This is a genomic window from Bacillus sp. (in: firmicutes), from assembly GCA_017656295.1.
GTDB lineage: Bacteria > Bacillota > Bacilli > Bacillales > JACDOC01 > JACDOC01.
The window spans coordinates 76,981-96,729 of sequence record JACDOC010000005.1 but is presented as its reverse complement, the minus strand read 5'-3'; the positions used below and the strand labels follow the sequence as shown (position 1 = coordinate 96,729).

Below are 19,749 nucleotides of genomic sequence, written 5' to 3'. Positions count from 1 at the left end.
GATAGCAATGGAAGCCAATAAATATAGGGAATTACGACGAATGATAGTAGAAGCTTTAAAAAGAGATTTAATAGGTCCAGATTATAACGAACAAGATATTTTAAATGAACCCCCAACACAAGCTTATTTAACGGGTATTTTACATCCTTTGGATAAAGAAGAGATAGAAGAAGACTGGGAGGAGCTTTCGGATTCGGCAATAAACGAGGAAGAAATTAATCAAAATGATAACTCTATGGCAGACGAAGCGGTTGAAAAAAATATTCAAAACCGCACCAAGAAGTTGAAAAAACAATCTACTATGGGAATTAGATTTTATACTAAACGAGAAGAGGCAGACTTTAACGTATTAATACGTTGGGGAAAATATGAGAAAAAAGAAGAAATTATTCAAGATGGACGTAAGAAAGTATTATACGTTCGGGATACAAAAGAGGAAAAAATTCCTTTTAATTATTTTATGTTAGATAATGGGAAAAAGGAATTTCTAGTTGCGGAACATCTAAAGCTCATTATTATTTGTAGAAATATTAAGAACACAAATAACCTTCTTTTCAGTGTTTTTTTGAGAAACACAAGTACAAATAAAGGAGATGCATTTTTTCAAGTAGAACTTGAAATATTCAATAAAGAAGGTAGAGCAATTTTTATTGCAGAGAATATTGCACGTTCTAATTTATCAGGACAACCATTTGAAGAGTTCATTTACCGGAATAAACCGACTTTTGCTAAAGGATTTGGGTGTGCTGCGAGCTGGGAAGCCAAAAATGAGAAACAAGCATATAGATTGAAGACGGAGTTTATTCCTACGCATGAAGTTAGTAAAATGCAAACAGAATTACCACATAGCCAAAAATATGGGGCTATCCCTGAAAATTTTCTTTCCATCAAATATTTTTCAGAGGAAACAAATCAACAAGAAGTAATTGCTCGATTAAACAACTTAGCGGATCGTTATGAAGAATGGATAAACAGTTTATTGTTGCATGAAGTTGCAGAGAAAGACGAAGCTAAGCAGAATATAAAAGATTGCATTTTTGCGTTACATAGAATTCGCAATGGAATCCAACTTTTGAATGACCAAAAGGTTTTTGATGCATTTATGTTCATGAACAAAGTAATGCATATTCAAAGTGCGATGAAGGCGTTTTCGAAAAATAAAACAAGTCTAGAAGAGGAAATGCAGAAAGAGCATTTTAATTGGCGACCTTTCCAAATCGCTTTTATTCTTCTTAATTTACAGGGAATTGTAAACCCACAATCAAAAGAACGGGAAATTGTTGACTTGCTATGGTTCCCTACAGGCGGAGGAAAAACAGAAGCCTACTTAGGATTAGCAGCGTTTCTTTTAGGATATAGACGGTTAAGTGCTGAAAAGGAACAAAATTTTGAAAAAGATGGCGGGGTAACTATTTTCATTAGATATACGCTTCGCTTGTTAACAACTCAACAGCGAGATCGCTTGCTTCGAATGATTTGCGCTTGTGAATATATTCGTCAAGCAGACCCAGAAAAAAGATTTGGGAGAAGTGAATATTCAGTAGGATTTTGGGTTGGTGGACAGGTCACAGCTAATAATTTAAAAGACTTAAAGGTTTCTAACTATAGAGATAGTAAGAGCGTAGTGTCAGAATACGGCCGCTTAAAAAAGCAAATTATCAATTGTCCTTGTTGTGGAGCCAGTAAGAGTGAGTTGATTTGTAAAATATTGCCAAGTGAAGATCCTGATATCGAAAAAGAAGGGTTTAGGATTTACTGTGGAAATCCACAATGTCATTTCTCCAATACTCACATTCCAGTTTACTTAATTGATGAAGAAATTTACAGAAAACTACCTACTGTAGTAATTTCTACAGTTGATAAATTTGCCCGATTACCTTGGGATGAAAAGACAGCTGCTTTATTTGGCAAAGTAGACCGATATTGTGAGCGATGTGGTTATTTAGCAAAAGGCGAAGAACATCCTAGTTCACATAGAAATCCAAAGGCGAGTGTTTATCCAGTAAAACCTTTTTATCCTCCGGAATTAATTATTCAAGATGAGCTTCACTTAATTACAGGGCCATTGGGTTCAATATACGGTGGTTATGAAACGGCGATTGAGGAGCTGTGTAGCAACCTTTTAGAAAATGGTGAGAAAATAAAACCAAAGTACGTTGTAGCTACTGCAACCATTCAAAATGCCGCTGAACAAATCAAACGTCTATATGCTAGAAAAGAAATGAAGCAATTTCCACCATCAGGTTTAGAAGTAGAAGATTCGTTTTTTGCAAAAGAAATTCCAATCGAAGAAGAACCGTTTAGATTGTATAGCGGGGTATGTGTGTCTGGTCATTCTATGAAGACGGTTTTAGTACGTGTGTATGCTGTTCTCCTTCAATTTACAGAAAACTTAAAAGATGACCCAGAACATTCAAAATTTCTTGATACTTATCGCACATTGATTGGTTATTTCAATAGTATACGAGAACTTGGTGGTACCGTTCGGTTATTGGACGACGACATAAAGAAAAGATTACAAATTATCACTAACAAATATAAATTCCCTTCTCAACGTTATATCAAAAAATACCGAGAGTTAACATCACGTATTCCTTCGTACAAAATTCCTGAAGTTTTAGGAGAGTTAGAAAGGGAAATGGGGAACGAAGAACTTGATGTTGTTTTAGCAACTAACATGATTGCAGTTGGTATGGACGTTGATAGACTTGGTTTAATGGTAGTCACAGGGCAACCTAAACAAACATCAGAATATATACAAGCATCGAGCCGCGTAGGAAGAAAATTTCCTGGATTAGTAATCACTGTCTATAATCCATATCGTCCAAGAGATATGTCCCACTACCAAAATTTCAAAGGGTACCATGGCCGTTTATATCATCATGTTGAAGGAACAACAGCTACTCCTTATGCATCACGAGCAAGAGATCGATTTTTACATGCGATCACCGTTGCTTTACTTCGATTAGATAATCCGGAACTAGCCGGAAATAGAAGTGCAAAAAACATAAAATACACGGATCTTTCAAATATAAGAAAAATAATCGAGGAAAGAACTTTAATTGTAGAGAGAAAGAATGTAGATGATACGTTAAGTGAATTAAATCAGTTTTTGGATAGCTGGATTAAAGATAGTGAACTTCAAACAGATCTCGAATACCATTTTTCTACTTTAAGTAAACAAGCAATTAGAAATGCTATAAACAAAAATCGTTTACTTAGAAGATATTCAGAGAGAGAGTTACGTAAGGCAGAAAAACCTACACTCGATTCAATGAGAGAGATCGAAACGACAAGTGGTTTAAAGCTCTATGATAGGGAATGGTGGTTAAAATGAAAAATAAAGTTGGAGAAATCCGACCAGGGCAATTAATTACCACTTTTGGCCCTGGTGCTATTATAGACTCAGTGAATGATTCTTTAATGATTTTAGATATTCGATATTGGGATAGAGCAAAAGATATTATTTATGATAAAAATCTTGCAAACTTTTTAGGTAAACATTATTTTAAGAAAGTACCTGCAACGGGTGGAATGGCTGATTTGCCAGTAATCCCATTTCCTTTTTACCATGAGTGTAGCAATATTAAATGTAGGCATCTGTTTGATATAAGAGATAATTTTGGTGGTAGTGATTATCGGGAAAAAATTAGAGAATATTTAGAGAAAGGACCAAGATGTCCTTCTTGCAATTGGAGAGCACATCCTGCAAGGTTTGTCATATCATGCGAGGACAACCATTTAGAGGATTTTCCATGGAAATGGTGGGCACATGGAAAAGAGCCTAAAGAATGTAATGGAAGATTAACTTTATCAAGTGCTGGGGATTCATCAGGTTTAGAGTCACTAAGTGTAAAATGCTCGTGCATGGATAGTGGGAAATCTTTACGAGGTGCTTTAGATCCAAAATCATTTAAAGGGTATAAATGTAAAGGGTCACATCCACATAAACTTGAATTTAATGACGGGTGTGGTAAAGATGTTATACCGCTTCAACGTGGTGCGTCCAACGTTTATTTTGCAGCGGTTAGAAGCGCTATTTCATTCTCGGAGAATTCAGATTTTAGGAGAACGTTTATCGATCATCGGAAGGAGCTTATTGCAAGGGAAGAAGATTATGGTATAGACGGATTAAAAAAATACTATGATAGATATTTAACGAATTGTGGATTTGATGACTTTAAACAATTTTATAATGAATGGATAAGATTCAAAGGAAATGAGAATAACGAAAAACTGAATTATAAGCAAATTAAAGAATTTGAATACGAAAGGTTTACTAGTTATAAAGATAAAATTAAAATCCCAAAAGAGAACCCAGAATTTGAGGCGGAAGTACAGCCTGTTCCGAAAGAGTTACAACGTTATTTTAGTAAGATTGTTCAAGTGCATAGGTTAAAAGAAATTATGGTTTTGCTAGGTTTTATGCGTAATGATAGCCCTGAACCAGAAGTTAAAAATCCAAAAATTGTATGGTTAGAATCCGGAACTGAAGAAAAATGTTTGCCTGCAGTTGAAACATTCGGGGAAGGAATATTTATCGAATTTAATCGTGAAACGGTTAATAATTGGCTGCAGTCTGTGGAAGAACAGTCGAAAAAATTTAGTGTCGTATATGATAAATGGCTAAAAAAGAAGGGATGGGCAAAGTTAGAAGATCGTAATGCGTTATATGTGATGATGCATACATTATCTCATCTTCTTATCAAACAGTTATCTTTGAAATCTGGTTATTCATCTGTAGCAATTAAAGAGAGAATATATTGTAGTGAAACAATGGCCGGAATTTTGTTATACACGGGGAGTGCAGACCAAGAAGGAACTTTAGGTGGGTTAGTTGAGATGGGGAGTATCGATAAGTTTAGAGAAATTTTAAACGAAGCATTAGAAGAAGCGCTATTTTGCACAAATGATCCAGTTTGTTCCTCTTTAGAGGTAGACGAAGAAAATGACTTAAATGGTTCAGCGTGCTTCGCATGTTCTATGATTTCGGAAACTTCTTGTGAAGCAGGTAACCGTTTATTAGACCGATCTTTAGTTGTACCTCTTCAAGATAGTGTAATTAAACCTTACTTTGATGAGTTGATATGAAATGTTCAATGAAAAATTATTATTTAAATTGAATGTGTTATATCAAAAGTTGGAAGAAGATATTTTATCTAGTATCGGTAGTCCTAAAGATATCGAGCTAGATTCCAATATAATGCGATATAAGAATATATTCCATGACTTATTTCCAAATTTGAGCTTTGATGAGATAAGAAAACTGCTGTTGCTTTTAAAGTTGGTTAGTGATAGAAGTAAAGAAAACTTGCACAGGGTAGAAATCGTATCTTCTGGAATAGCAAACATGAATCTACCAGTGCGTGAAACCGTTGGTGTTATCAGACAGATTTTATTTGAGGCATCGCATTATATTTTTATGACGGGATACGCTATATCTTCCTATTTTCACCAGTTAGTTGATTTACTAAGGCATAAGGGAACACAAGGAGTAACGATTGAAATATTTATAGAGAACAATCATAATGAAAATCTAAAACATTTGTTAGAACACCTAAATATTGAAAATTTAAAGGTTTATAAATATAATAATTCAAGTCGTTACTCCGCTTTGCATGCAAAAACAATTGTAGTAGATTATAGGGTTGCTTTTATAACTTCAGCCAACTTATCTTACAATGGTATGATGAATAATATTGAAATTGGCGCTTTAATTGAAGGAAAACAGGTGGAAAATATAAATAAAATCTTTGAAGAACTAAAAAATCGTGGTTTTTTTGAATCTATAAACTAGTTAAGAGGAGATCAATATGATAGTAATTGATCTTTTTACAGGGGCAGGTGGGTTAAGTGAAGGATTCCATGAGGAAGGCTATAAAATTGTGGCTCAAGTTGAAAAAGAAAAATGGGCCTGTGAAACTCTAAAAACCCGGCTGATATATCATTTTTTAAAACAAAACAATGATTTAGACCTTTATTTTGGCTTTTTAAGAAAATCTTTTAATTACAAGACTTTAGATCAAGATCGAACGATGATTTTTAAGAAATATCCTGAATTAAAAGAAAAAATAGATTATGAAATTCTAAATCGAAAATTTGGAAATCCTGCAAATGACCGTCAAGCGACTTCATCATCTAATATCATTAAAGAGATATACGCATCTTTAAAATATAATAAATCAACAAGTGTCGATTTAATTATTGGAGGACCACCGTGTCAAGCATATTCAGTTATTGGAAGAAGTCGCTTAAAGGAAGCTGCCAATAGAGATTCGAGGAACTATTTATTTTATCACTATTTAAACATTGTGGAAGAGTTCCAGCCGAGAGTTTTTGTGTTTGAGAATGTGCCTGGTATTTTGACAGCCAAGAATGGAGAAATATTCTCTATAATTCAGGAAGAGTTTGATAACATCGGCTACAAAATTTTATCTGGAATTCATCCGGAGCATAAAGATAATATTATTGATTTTTCTAATTACGGAGTTTTCCAGAGAAGGAACAGAGTAATATTATTTGGGTTTAGGACAGAATTAAACTATTCTTATCCAGACTTTTCTCGTTTTACAGAAGATTGGGGTGAAGAAAAAAATACGCGAAATGTTATTGGAGATTTACCACCTTTACTACCTAGACAAGGAGAAGATTTGAAACTAATAGAATATCCATCACAAAATGATAGAGAGCTATCTGAGTATCAGAAAAAAATGCGAGAAAACAGCATAGGAATTATAAATCATAAGGCAAGACCTATTCAAGAACGTGATCGAGAAATTTATAGAATAGCTATCGAGTATTCAAATCAAGGTATTCAATTGAAGTATAATGAATTACCTGAAAATCTAAAAACTCATCGAAATCAAGAATCTTTTTTGGATCGGTTTAAAGTGCATAATTGGAATGCAATGCCTCATACTATCGTAGCCCATATTGCTAAAGATGGGCATTATAATGTTCACCCGGATATTGAGCAAGCACGATCGTTGACTGTACGAGAAGCAGCAAGAATTCAAGGATTTCCAGATAATTATAAATTCGAAGGGCCTAGAACAGCGCAATTTGTACAAGTAGGAAATGCTGTTCCCCCTATTATGTCAAGAGTCATTGCAAAAGCAATTAAGTCTTTGCTTATTAATAGTAATAATTAAGTAAGATATGAAAGATGCCAAAGTAAGGCATCTTTCATATTTAACTTCATTCAAAAGTGACTGTCACCGCGCGAAGTGAGCTTAATTCATCCTGATTGTTTATTGTAAATTTAACTCTCCAAAATATTGCTTGTAAAGTTGATCAGCATAGTGATCTGTCATCCCAGCGATGTAATCACATACAACACGCTTTTTTGGTTCACCTTTTCGAATTAACGTTCGATATTCAGGCGGAAGTAGTCTTTCATATTTATCATCGTTTAAAAGCTCAAATAAGTGATTGACCATCTGTGCTCCTCTTATTTCATACAATGCTACACTTGGTTTTTCGATAAGAATGTTCCTCACAGCATTTTTTAATCCATCCATTAACTTTTCTTTTGTTCGTAAACCTAATCCATATTTAAAAGAGGTTCCTTTCTTTTGGCGTTGTTTTTCAGTTAACTCGACTACACCAATGTCTTTTATAAATGTATCGATTAATGTTGAAGTAATCGATTTAAATGCAGCATCACCGAACGTCTCACCGCAGTTTTTATATGCTTGTTGCAATAATTCTTGGAACTCCCTTCTTAATTCTTCACTTTCAAGTTGCCCTAATACAGCATTTATTGATAAAATTCCTGATTTCAATCCATCTTCAAGGTCATGACTGGAATATGCGATGTCATCTGCAAGTTCCATTATTTGTGCTTCAATTGTTTGAACTTTCATTTCTCCATTATCTTCTAAATTCTGCTTATTTTCTCCATAAAGAAATTTTTGTTGTTCAATTTGCTCATCTGTTGTGTTATAAACTCCATATTTAACGACTGAGTATAAAGCGGCTTTTGTTAAATTGAGTCCATCGTAGTGTGAACTTTTCTTTTCTAATTTGCAAAGAATACGAAGTGTTTGTGCATTTCCTTCAAATCCACCATCGTCTTTCATTAATTTATTTAACTCTTTTTCTGCATAATGGCCGAACGGTGGATTGCCTATATCATGAGCTAAGCATGCCATTGCAACCAATGCCGAGTTTACTTTGACACCTTCATGTTCTATTTTTCTAGAAATGGTTGTCCCAATTTGGCTCACTTCAAGTGAATGAGTAAGACGAGTACGATAGTAATCACTAATTTGAGTGCCAAGAAGTTGCATCTTTCCTTGTAATCTTCGGAATGAAGAAGAATGAAGAACACGGGCATAATCTCTTTGAAACGGATCTCGCCAACCATCTTTTTCATCTTGCTTAGTAGAGATAAATAAATCATCATATTGACGAAATGTATGAAGTTCATTTTGATTACTTGCTATTTCTTGTCCTTCATTGATCAACTTTGAAATGTCAATCTTGAATGAGCTCATATTTTACTTCCTCCAATCACTTAATATTTACTACAATTTTACAAAAATTAATGATTATTGTTAATATTGTTAAAAATAAAGGAGTTAATTATATGGATTCTGTCGATATACTCTTTATATTTGACTTGTGATCTGTAGTTCTGGCTTAAGTTACTACTGAGTTGTCTTTATGAGTTTTATATATTGAACGAATTCCTTATATAAAACTAACTTTTTGAACAAAATAATTGAGTTGCAGGAATTTTGTCATTTTATAGCGAATATTGTAACTAATAGCATTTGTTGCTTTAGTGAAAAACATAGAATGTAGTTAAAATTCAAAAAGTATAAAAAGGTGATCACATTGAAACTATTTACTCCTAGTGAAATACCATTAAGCTATTTTTATTTCGGATATAAAAAAGCAAGACATTATGTGTTAAGAGAAACTAGTTTTTGTGACTATTTAGATTTGGAGAATTTTGAGCGTGACCTTGACCAAAATATTAAATCAATACAGGAAGATTTTAAAAAATATAATGAGGAAGGTTCAATAAGTGAGTTTGATCGTTATAAATTACAACAAGCTATTCTTTATTGGTATCCAAAATCATGGGATGAGGATCGAAATCCGCGACTACGGCCAAAAGCTTTATTTAAGTTTCGGGATCAAGTAGCATGGGCTACAGTTGTTTTAGCATTATCGGAATGGTTTGATACTAATCCTTCTATGAAGGAGTTAATCTCTCTAGAAGATAAAGGAAAAAGACAATCGTTAGAATGGATGGTACCATGGAGTTTTAATAACCGCTTGAAGAGAATCCATCAATATGATTATGAAAAAAAGGAATTTCAGCGGGGATATATTCACTATAATGGGTCCAGTCTGTATGAAAGTTATCAATGGGGTCTTAGACAATTAAACAGTCAATTGAAACAAGCTTTTTTAAAAATTATTGAAAAACATGGGGTAGCATATCAAGGAAAAGCCGATATTCAAGAATTTTATCCCACATTAAATAAAGAGTATATTATAGAAATGTTCAAAAAACGATTGACCACTCTTGTGGAAAATGGAGTTTTAAAAAGCAAGGAAGGTTGGATACAACTATTATCGGATTTGTTAAATTATAAATTTGAATGTCCAGATATTGAAGTATTAAAAGGATATAAGCAAGCAGAGAAATCCTATTTCCTGCAATATGCCGAAAAAATAATGAGAAATAAAAAAGATGACTTGAATGAAGAAAATGCTCTTGAAAAACTAACAGAGTATTTAAACAATACTCTACCTTTAGATTTAATTTCATCAGGATTTTTATCTAACTGTGTATTGACTGAATATTTGGATAATGAAATTAAAAAATTTATCGAAACAAGTGCACTAGAAGAAAAAATAGAAACTTATATTTTTCGTTATACAGACGATATTACGGTTATTTCTTCAAATGATAAATTTATCTCAGAAGTCATTAAAAAAATAAGAGAATGCCTTAATAATATTGGTTTAAATCTTTCTGAAGAAAAAACGTTACCTGCTAATGAAGCAGAAATTCTAGAAATGATAAATAAGAAAATTCAAAACCACTTATCTCCACAGCAAAAAGATATTAAAAGCGATGTACTCAAAGCAATAAAGAATGAATATGAAAAGTTCAAGCAAGAGCCTATTAAGATTACAAAAAATGATATTTTACCTGGTTCTACAGCGATGATAGAAAAGTTGTCCCAAGTATCAGAAATGCAGTTGCAGTCTATGGACAATGAAGAGTTAGAAGAATTTATTTATGAAATGTTACACTTATTGGATGTACAGTTTGATTCAAATGAGATAAAAGATGAAACAAAAGTCGCTTTTGCATCATGGAGAATAAAAAATGGATTAAAAGAAGCATTAAATAGGGCTTTGAATATTGAAAAATATTCACCAGATATATCTCTGCAAAGAGCTTTTAAGAGATATCCATATAAGCTGTCACTTTATGAAATTTATACCCTTTATTTAATTGACTGTATTATAAAGGGAAATAACAGTAAATCTCATTTTAAGGCTTTAGAAGATTTTTTACAGTCTCTAAGTTTCAATACTCAGGAAAATTTGGGGTTGTTTTACGGACCTTTCATAAGAACAAAGGTGCTTCTTACAATTTCAAATGAGTGGAGACACATATCTATTTCATACAGGGGAAGATTACGAAATATTATTAATGATGCAGTTCAAACATGGTATGATTCACAGGAAATCCTTTGGTTCGAGAAATATTCCATTTATTGGTGTTTTAGTATATGTCAAATCAGAACCAATCCTAAGTTAAATATCGATTATTATAAAGCATTCAGTACAGTTTATTCATCATTAGAGTATTTGCGAAAGATTTATTTATTAAGTAATGATTTTTACTATCATTTAATAGAGAAAGAAAAGGAAAACAGTTCAATTCATCAAATGGCCAATATATCGGACGATATCCTCTATTATTTGAGCAAGTTATTTTATAAAGGACTTTATTACAATCACAAAAATCATAAATTGGAATTTTCCGTATTTGAAGAAATGTGGTATCAGTCGATTTGGGATTTAATCAGTGATATTAAAAAAGAACAAGACAGCTCTTTACAATTCGATAAATTAATTTATAAATATCAAATATGGATCAGTTGGGCAAAGATTGATTCGGCTAAAATACCTGAAAAAGGCCTCGATTTTATTGCGAAATATCCAATTGAACTAAATGACTTATCCAAAAAAGTTATGATAGATGTTTTATCCATACTAAATAAATTAATTAAATTCTATTTCCAGAAACCAAAAGACGCAGCTGTTTTCTTTAATTGGATTAACAAGAGTTTAGAAAAAAGTTCTATATCTGATAACGCATTTTTACATTATCTACTAGATCGTTTTCGTAATTTCAGCTTGATTCAAGCTAACATGGCTATTGATGGTTCATTGGCAATTAAAATGCCGGATTTTGTATCTGATTTCAATGATAAAGAGAAAAATTCCAAAGCTTTAATCCCATTGCATGACTGGATATTTTATATCAATAACACAAACTATAATGACGCTGCAAACTACTTGCGTTCATTATCTGAGTATGAAATTGTAACGATATTAAAACGAATATTTTTTGATGAGAAAAAGGAAAATGAAAAAAAAGAAAACGAAAAAACAGGAAAAATAAAAAATCCTATTTACCTTTTAACAAAAGGGGTTACAATTGAAAACTGGAAAAAATTCAGACAATGGGAACGGTGTAGCAATAGCAGGAAGGATATAGAGATTTTGAATGAGAAATTTGTAGTTGACGTGACATTTATAAACCAAGAGTTTAATAAATTATATCACTATCCCGCTTATGATATTATTACTAGCGATTATTCAAATGAAGAAACAGAAAATCAAGGGGAAAATTACATAATTTCTATGACATTATTTTCGATGTTAAAAGGCAATGCAATTGACTCGAGTTATTTAAAACCATTTTATATTTATAGTTGGAAAGATTTACAGACGTATTTTAACCAAGCAAATTTCCCATCGACAACTATAGCATCTTTGTTGGTCAATACACTAAACTATCACAGAAAATTTTATGAAAGTTACTACGATGTATACGATCAATCAAATCTACCTTATAGAAAATTGGGGGATAAACCAATTGATGGTCGTAAATCTTATCAGCGGATAATAGAAACCTATTTAGAGGAATCAGAAAAAAATTTATTATATTGGAAAAATGGGCTTATTGAAGTAATTGAAATCGATGTTGATGTGATCGCGAGAGATGGTGAAGGAGTTTGAAAGATACAATTAAAGTTACGATTGCTCAATACACAGATGGAAGTAAAACAAAAGAAGAGTTTTCAAAATTATTTGATCATGACAATGGAATGAAATATTTGAGACCAGAAAACCAACTAGATAAATTTTATAAGGGAGTTCGTATTGCAAAACAAGATGGGGCTGACTTTCTTGTGTTTCCCGAATTATTTATTCCAAATGAATATGTTTATAAACATATAATGAACGAATGTGAAAGTTCTAAAATTGTTATAATTGGGGGACTTGAATGGGTATATAAGGGCTCTATAAATGGAAGAAAGATGATTGAAAATCAGGCTTTGGTGGCAATTCCGAGTACACTTAATAAAAATGGCCAGACTTTCAATGAAAGAGCAACTATCATAAAAATACCTAAACTGTTTCCAGCCCCCGCCGAAAAAGAATTTTTAGGTAAAGCAGGCTATAAGTTTCAACATGGTAATCGAATATATCTTTTTAAAAGTGAAAAATTAGGAAATTGGGCGGTTCTAATTTGCGTAGATTACTTAAACTTACCTATTCAAAGGCTACTCCAAACCAAGATACAGACTTTGTTTATCGTTGCTTACAATAAAGATATTGATTATTTTCATTCACTATCTGATTCATTGCACCGAATCTTGTATTGTAATGTAATTGTTTGTAATATGGGGAACTATGGCGGATCTCATGCTTTTGTGCCATTTCGTAAACGTTATAAAAGGAATGTTTATAAGAATATAGGTAATCACGTAAATGCTGCGGTTACAATCGAGTTACCATTAAAACTGATAGCGGATGCTCAAAAAGCACCATCTGATCAAGTTAGTAAAGAACTGGTTTCTCGACCGCCTGATTATGGTCTAGCTTATGAGTGGGGAAAGTAAAAATGTAACAAGAGAAATTCAAAGGTTGAGATTGGAACAAATATGAATTTCATAAAAACAAAGAGAGAGATGGATTAATTTATGCCGCCTGAGATAATAAGTTGTTTATGACAGAAGCTATCGACGCTTCTGTTTTTTGTTTTTTAACACATTTCGACAACATTTTTCATCAAATTTAGCTATGATGAAAAGAGAAATCTTTTAGTATTGTTAAAAATTATCAGTTTCAAGATGAGGGGAGAGAAGCCATTTGCAAGAAGCTTTATATGAAGGTAAGTTTTTTCATCTAAAAACTTACCTTGATACAGTAGAGGATAGAAAAGCTGAATTAGACAGACTTAAAAAGAGAGCCGATAAAGGCGCATTTCAATGTCCTTATTGCAATGATACATTGATTTTGAAATCTGGCAATATTCGAGAGGAACATTTTTCACACCGTCATTCCCGTTCCTGTGAAATTTCTGAGGCGAGTGAAACCTATCATCAGCAAGTCAAACGCGAGTCTAAATCACATTCTGTTATGAAGGAAATTATATACAATGAACTAAAAGGTCAAGAGAAAACCAATGAAAATATGCAAGTAGACTATGGGTATATCGCGAAAGGAAAAGAAAAATGGCGTTATTACCCAGATATTATTGTGAAAAATACAGATGAAGAAATAGCCATTACTATTCTAACTAATGTAACAGCTAATAAAGATGAGAAACTCGTTAGACAAATACGAAATCGTAATCGTTACTATCAAAATAAAGGAATGCAGACGATATGGTTTGTTGAAGATGCGGAAATGTCTGTAGATATGAATCATCACGTCATTCATTTATGGGAAGCAGAGTTGGATATTGCTATAAAAACGGAAGAGGATTGGAAATGGGAGAATGTATTAAACCATTTGCCAATTGAAGAGCCGCTGTTTAAGTTGTTTAATTATCACCATCGTAAGTCCCCGCAATCATTTGATGTTCGCAGTTTATATTATGTACACTCCACAGAAACAGAAATCGTTTTTACTGTTCATCGTTTTATTGTCGATGAAATGAAATATCCGTTTCGAGCTTTTGCGCTAAATGAAGGTTATCAAATGAGTATGTCAAAAGCACTTCTCACAAAACAAACGATTCAATTAAGCGACCCGGAATATGAGGAAAAAAATCGGGAGTTTTTTAAAGAAATCGTCAAACAAAAAGTATTGGAAAAGAAAGAGCAGGCCAAAAAAGAAAGTATTACTGGTGAACAGCAACACTTGGTTACATCTTCATACACTCCCACACAGGCAGCAAGAAAACCCTCTTTTCAAAAATTAAACAGCAGCGAACAGGAAATGTTACCATTACTTGACGAATCATTGCAAAAAGCCATTTTTGATTATGTGCAATCAGTAAGCGTCATTTCAGCTAAAGAGCTTAGTGTGTATTTAGTATACGAATACGGTGCTCCAAGTGAAACTTTTTTAACAGGGAGATATAAAATATATGGAGATGTTTGCATGTTCCTTGATTATTTAGCAGAGCGAGGCATGATCCAGTTCTTACGAAAGGAAGGGGTTCATGATCGGATTTATGGTAGTTGTTGGAACGGTGCAGCAAAACAGTGAAAAGTTTTGGAGAGTTATCAAATGAAAGAATTAAAAGCACAGTTACTATCAGTGGTTAGATTAACAGGAACCGTCTTTCCGAGGATCAAATACAAATATTGGACAGAGGAGTTCCACATAAGCCAGCTGGTTTGCCACGTGGTAAAATGGGGATTTACTCCTTTGTTTATAAGGATGAATTTTTAAAAATTGGAAAGGTTGGCCCGAATAGTAATGCAAGGTTTAGACGCCAGCATTATGTTCCAACAAGTTCCCAAAGAAATTTAGCGAAATCCATTTTGAATGATCCAGACTTTAAATGTTTTAATCTAACTGAGGATATTGTTGGGGATTGGATTAAACAGAATATAAGAAGAATTGACTTTATTATAGATGCATCGTTAGGAATCTTTGTACTAAATCTAATTGAGGCATTTTTGCATCTAAAATTTAAACCAAAATACGAAGGATATAAAAGTCAAAGGTAGCTTGTCTGAAATAACATATATAAATACACATCTAATGTGCAGTATTTTTAGTGGAAGATTCAGTAGGGTTGGGAGGATAAATTGATGGATTTATATAGTCAGTCATTGCAATCGTTGAGATATTATCTTGATTCTAGTAATGTCATTCATGTTATAGACAGCTACCGAAAGAAGAAAGAAAGCGGTGTTTGTAATAGCAAAGACAAAACTTATTGGTATTCCATTTCTTATCCGGTCATTTTAAACAGATTCGAACAAACACGAGGTTCAACCGCACTTGAGGCATGGATCGAAAGAGTTGGATTAATATCTTCATGGATTTCGTCGATTTCTGCTCCGAAACTTAATGGACATGCGATTGAGGATTTGGTTTACTTAGAAAATAAATTTTATAAGCTGAAACTTGAGGAAGTAAGAGTTGAAAGCTATTTGGGTGATATAGGTACCATCCATCATGGTGAGATGATTTTTGAAGCCGATGGTGAACGACCACCAGTATTAATAAAAAATTTCCTTCAAATGGCAGAATAATCAAGAAATAGGGTGAAAGCTATTGTAGATAAAGGTAAAGTCAAGTTTTCATGCAATCTTTGGGATTTTATGTAGAATCAGTTTCTAGCCATATATTGCTGATACTGAGAGAACAGTAGATCAGTTAGATAGAGAGGAAAACTAAGTGGGTATCAAAATAAAAATTCCCGTTCGAGTTGTAACGTTTCGCTCGGAGGAGTTAGACAAGTGGAGAAACGGTGAAAGAGAGAATTGCAAAGATTCTTATTGTAGAAAACTGCCTGGAACAAAAGGGTTCGGTGACAATCGGCAAGGTAAATATCCTGTTGCTGAAGAAGTGTTTCGAAAACATTTTGGAGATGAGCGATATGAACAAGGACGGCAGTTTTATCGCCTTTTTTCTCCTTATGTTCACGTTCAAGAACCTGATTTGATGATTTATCGTCCTGACTTTTCTGAAGTGCGGTTTGCAGAAGTGAAGAGAATGGATACGAACGATCGTTTAAATGAGGCGCAAATAAGGGGATTAGCTGTGCTGAAGTCATTGTATGGGTGTGAGGTAGATATTTTTTATGTTGTTGAAGAAGGAAAAGATGTACCGGAACGTTCAGTTATTTGGGAGTTTTAAAATTAGATGAACGTATTACAAAACGTATACGTATATGTATAAATGCATATAAAAAGTCATTATCTTAAGATGTGATCAAATTTTACTTATGTGATCAAATGTCTGCAAACTGGCCAAGAAGTATGGTTGTAGGGGAGAGTATAGACTACATAGTAAATAGAGGGAAATTATGGAGAATCCTAAAAAATTACAACGAACTGTAGATTGGAAACTAGTAAGTAGAGAGGGTCTAGATCTTTCTACTAATTCTGATTATGAGTTCCATAAAGATGTGATGGAAGAGAAGAATGAAAACGACAACAAAGATAATGATGGGGGCGAAAAAGCGTAAAAAATGCGGTAAATCAGTTGATGAGTATGGACTATATAACTGAAGATTGATTTTTCGACATATATATACAAAGCATTTAGACTGTTCCTTTGTCTAATTTTTGTCGATTTTTCAATCTGAACTCATATAGTATGCGAGGTGTGTTTGGTTATTTAGGAGTGCATAATTTGGCGGTATATTTATGTGTAATATGAGCCCTTCTACGATTAGGAGAGCTCAAAAAATAATAATATACTGAAAGGAGTTTCTATCTGATCATGACTTGTAGTAGTGAATATTTTGAAAGGTTCAAACAAATAGCCGACACTGTTATACCTTATGAAATAAGATTAATGACGCATTATAATAATGGTTGGGAAGATTGTATTGATATGAGAGGACAAAATCTAAAGATCACGATAACAGATGAAGCTTCCCAGTTTGATTTTTACATAAAAATTTCTGATGAACGAGGATTAAGTGTAAAAATCCCTTGTGAAGGAGTTGAAATAATTAACGAATTTAAAAACAAGGATAATGTAATTATTGAGATTTATTTTTTTATTTATGAAGGATTTGCTCAATTAACTATTAAAGGAAGAGAGATATTCATAACTAATACTGATAAAGAAATAGAGTACAACAAATTAATTGACCAAGCAAAAAACTGTATAATTTGTGAAGCGATGAAACATGAAAAAGCTGTTTTAGGTTATGAGAATGGAAATCTTGATGCCGACGTCATGTTTATTGCTGAAGCTCCTGGCTCAAGGGGTGCCAACCTTACTCGAATCCCTTTACATGGAGATGCTACAGGTGATAATTTTGAGAAACTTTTATCCGCAACAAGATGGATACGGTCGGATATTTATATAACCAATGCTGTTCTGTGCTGCCCAACTGATGAGAAAGGAATAGTCAGAAAACCAAGCAAACAGGAAATAAAGAATTGTCATTCATATCTTGCTAGAATCATAGAATTAGTAAACCCTAAAGTGATTGTCACATTAGGTAAAACCGCCTTAGAAGCATTAAAGGAAATTGAACCACACCAATTGGTATTAAATAAAGATGTAGCTACATTTTCAAAATGGAATGGCCGATTTGTCTATCCGCTCTATCATCCAAGCCCTCAAGTCATAAATACTAAGACTAGAACATTCGAACAACAAAGAACGGATTTTAAACAACTAGAGTATAATTATCGTTTCAGAATTTTAAAAGGGTTAGAACCGATAAAATTTAAAAGTAAAGAAGCAGAATAACTCCGAACAAGACGAAGATGGTAGCTAAACAGTGCATATCATACCCATAGTTTTGTCGAAGATTGCTAGAAACAGAGAGCCATGACGGGTTCTCTTTCTTATTTGTCGGAAAATTCTGTTTGGACCCTTAATTTTTTCCCTCTATTACAACGTATTTATGTGAAGTAACAACACACATACGCTGTTTACATACAACTGTTGAGAAAATTAAACAAAAACACGAAGTGCAAAAAGAGTACGCCGAAAAATAATCGGTGCCTGGCACACCCCGAAGTGTGTCGAAGATTGTTAGAATATCAGAAAAAGAGAGTCCGTAATTCCAAAAAATCACTCGGCTCTCTTCTTGTCTTTATTCAGAAAATTCTGTTTGAATACTTGGTTTTTCCCCCTTCATTCCGCTTTAATAAAATCGTATCCACCTATCTCCTCTCAAAAATTTCCCCGAAAGGATGGTCTCCAATGACAGAAGAATACCTCGATTTGAAAATGGATTTTATGTTTAAGTAGCTGTTCGGCCACCCAAGCCGAAAGCGAATTACGATCGCGTTTTTGAACGGGATTTTAAACCACACGGGCGGCCATCGGATTGTCGATGTGCAATATGAAAACACCGAGCTTCCAAAAGAGACGGTATTGATTTGTACATTAATTATACGGGAAACAAAAAGGGAAAATCATGAATAAGATTGACAACATTGTCGGCATTTATTCGTGTGATGTGCTGTCTTTCAATTCGCTGAATAAGGCAATCCAACGGCAAATTGAGCGAGATGGAATAATGATTTATGAGAAGTCCCTATCTTGAATTAAGTCTTTGCTTAAATAACATGCTCGGACGGCGCCCATCTGCACCGTCCGCTTTACTGTTCATAAAAAAGAATCGCTTTCGTGAACTCGGTAAAGTCGATTAGATGGTGATCAAGTATTTTTTGCAAAATTGTCAAATTAATCTCCTGGTAGTCGTGAATGGCGATATTTCTAAATCCGACCATCGCTTTCATTTTTTGTGAAAGAAAAGGAGTGATGATGCCGTGCTTTTCTAAAAGAGAAAAAGCGTCTCGACTGTTTTGGGGGAGGCCTAGCTTTTTCTGTGCGACCATGTTCATCGCCAGGTCGATGCTTGCTTCACATGCTCGTTGGAGATTTAAGATAATGGAGTCTTGCTTCGTGTAGTATTCTAAATTGGTTCGGGTTGTTCTCATATTCTTCGTGAATGCGCTTTATGCACCGCTCGATCACGCTAATTTTATTTAAAATGACATCATTTTTCATAAACCGACCCGCTTTCATTAATGTTTCGCAAGATTTCCGTGCGTTCTTCATTCAATTTTGCGTACATCTTCAAGGCTCTCCATTCATATTCTGCTTTTTTCTGTTCATTTGGACAATAGATGACTTTGCCGTTACTGACCACTTGCGCCTGAAACACAGTGCTTGCTTGTTTGAGGTCCACAAGATCGACGTCCCGGTGCAGTCTTGATGCCAATTCTTGCGCAACCATAAATCGTTCATAATGATCCAATTGTTTTTGGTCGCTGAGAAAAGCGATATCAATGTCGCTGTCTTGATGAACATGTCCTGCAACCGTTGATCCAAACAAATAAATCAAATATGGGGACACCGTTTCGGTCAACACTTCAATAATGATTGGCTCGATCTGTTCAGTCAACACCGTCCCTCTTTTCTTTGCCGCAATCCTGGCCATTTTCTTTCATTATATTACTTTTTATTTCCTGCCTCAAACTTTGGTAAAACTATAGTTTAACGAAAAATTCTCCTCAAGTTTTTGGCTTAAAAGTGAGA

14 protein-coding genes and 1 pseudogene are annotated in these 19,749 nt (G+C 33.7%); 12 read left to right on the top strand and 3 right to left on the bottom strand.

Going from position 1 to position 19,749, the window contains the following annotated elements; translation table 11 throughout:
• The first annotated feature begins 7 nt into the window (after window positions 1-7).
• Genes H0Z31_06860 through H0Z31_06845 form a run of 4 tightly spaced genes read left to right on the top strand, consistent with a single transcriptional unit; the run spans window position 8 to window position 7,151 of the window.
• Window positions 8-3,337, top strand: a complete 3,330-nt coding sequence (locus tag H0Z31_06860; protein ID MBO8177155.1) for a DNA helicase — start codon at window positions 8-10, stop codon at window positions 3,335-3,337.
• Window positions 3,334-5,091, top strand: coding sequence for a DUF1998 domain-containing protein (locus H0Z31_06855; GenBank protein ID MBO8177154.1), 1,758 nt, complete (start codon window positions 3,334-3,336; stop codon window positions 5,089-5,091). Before H0Z31_06860 ends, H0Z31_06855 begins: the two co-directional genes overlap by 4 nt.
• A 1-nt stretch (window position 5,092) precedes the next feature.
• Window positions 5,093-5,797, top strand: a complete 705-nt coding sequence (locus H0Z31_06850; protein ID MBO8177153.1) for a hypothetical protein — start codon at window positions 5,093-5,095, stop codon at window positions 5,795-5,797.
• 16 nt (window positions 5,798-5,813) lie between these two features.
• Complete coding sequence (locus H0Z31_06845; GenBank protein MBO8177152.1) at window positions 5,814-7,151, top strand: DNA cytosine methyltransferase; 1,338 nt, start codon at window positions 5,814-5,816, stop codon at window positions 7,149-7,151.
• Window positions 7,152-7,250: 99 nt separating this feature from the next.
• Here H0Z31_06845 and dgt read toward each other — a convergent pair whose 3' ends face one another.
• Window positions 7,251-8,498: a dNTP triphosphohydrolase gene (gene dgt / locus H0Z31_06840; GenBank protein MBO8177151.1), complete on the bottom strand. Its 1,248-nt coding sequence runs from the start codon at window positions 8,496-8,498 to the stop codon at window positions 7,251-7,253.
• 343 nt (window positions 8,499-8,841) lie between these two features.
• Between dgt and H0Z31_06835 the strand changes: the two genes are divergently transcribed.
• From H0Z31_06835 to H0Z31_06800, 8 genes are all read left to right on the top strand, one after another.
• Window positions 8,842-12,282, top strand: coding sequence for a hypothetical protein (locus H0Z31_06835; GenBank protein MBO8177150.1), 3,441 nt, complete (start codon window positions 8,842-8,844; stop codon window positions 12,280-12,282).
• Window positions 12,279-13,169, top strand: coding sequence for a hypothetical protein (locus H0Z31_06830; protein MBO8177149.1), 891 nt, complete (start codon window positions 12,279-12,281; stop codon window positions 13,167-13,169). The genes H0Z31_06835 and H0Z31_06830 overlap by 4 nt, the downstream gene beginning before the upstream one ends.
• Window positions 13,170-13,419: 250 nt before the next feature.
• Window positions 13,420-14,766 carry a DUF3895 domain-containing protein gene (locus tag H0Z31_06825; protein MBO8177148.1) on the top strand — a complete coding sequence of 449 codons (1,347 nt, stop codon included), beginning with the start codon at window positions 13,420-13,422 and terminating at the stop codon, window positions 14,764-14,766.
• A gap of 98 nt (window positions 14,767-14,864) precedes the next feature.
• The gene (locus H0Z31_06820; GenBank protein ID MBO8177147.1) at window positions 14,865-15,233 is read left to right on the top strand and encodes a hypothetical protein; all 369 of its coding nucleotides are present in this window, start codon (window positions 14,865-14,867) and stop codon (window positions 15,231-15,233) included.
• An 84-nt stretch (window positions 15,234-15,317) separates the two neighbouring features.
• Window positions 15,318-15,764, top strand: a complete 447-nt coding sequence (locus H0Z31_06815; GenBank protein MBO8177146.1) for a hypothetical protein — start codon at window positions 15,318-15,320, stop codon at window positions 15,762-15,764.
• 145 nt (window positions 15,765-15,909) lie between these two features.
• On the top strand, window positions 15,910-16,371 hold the full coding sequence (locus H0Z31_06810) for a hypothetical protein (GenBank protein ID MBO8177145.1): 462 nt from the start codon (window positions 15,910-15,912) through the stop codon (window positions 16,369-16,371).
• A gap of 169 nt (window positions 16,372-16,540) precedes the next feature.
• Window positions 16,541-16,702, top strand: a complete 162-nt coding sequence (locus H0Z31_06805; GenBank protein ID MBO8177144.1) for a hypothetical protein — start codon at window positions 16,541-16,543, stop codon at window positions 16,700-16,702.
• A gap of 257 nt (window positions 16,703-16,959) precedes the next feature.
• Window positions 16,960-17,946 (top strand): uracil-DNA glycosylase, encoded by a 987-nt coding sequence (locus tag H0Z31_06800; protein MBO8177143.1) that lies wholly within the window; start codon window positions 16,960-16,962, stop codon window positions 17,944-17,946.
• 860 nt (window positions 17,947-18,806) lie between these two features.
• Here H0Z31_06800 and H0Z31_06795 read toward each other — a convergent pair.
• A pseudogene (locus tag H0Z31_06795) lies at window positions 18,807-19,218 on the bottom strand (DUF86 domain-containing protein).
• Window positions 19,208-19,615 carry a nucleotidyltransferase domain-containing protein gene (locus H0Z31_06790; protein ID MBO8177142.1) on the bottom strand — a complete coding sequence of 136 codons (408 nt, stop codon included), beginning with the start codon at window positions 19,613-19,615 and terminating at the stop codon, window positions 19,208-19,210. Before H0Z31_06790 ends, H0Z31_06795 begins: the two are co-directional and overlap by 11 nt.
• Window positions 19,616-19,749 lie beyond the last annotated feature (134 nt).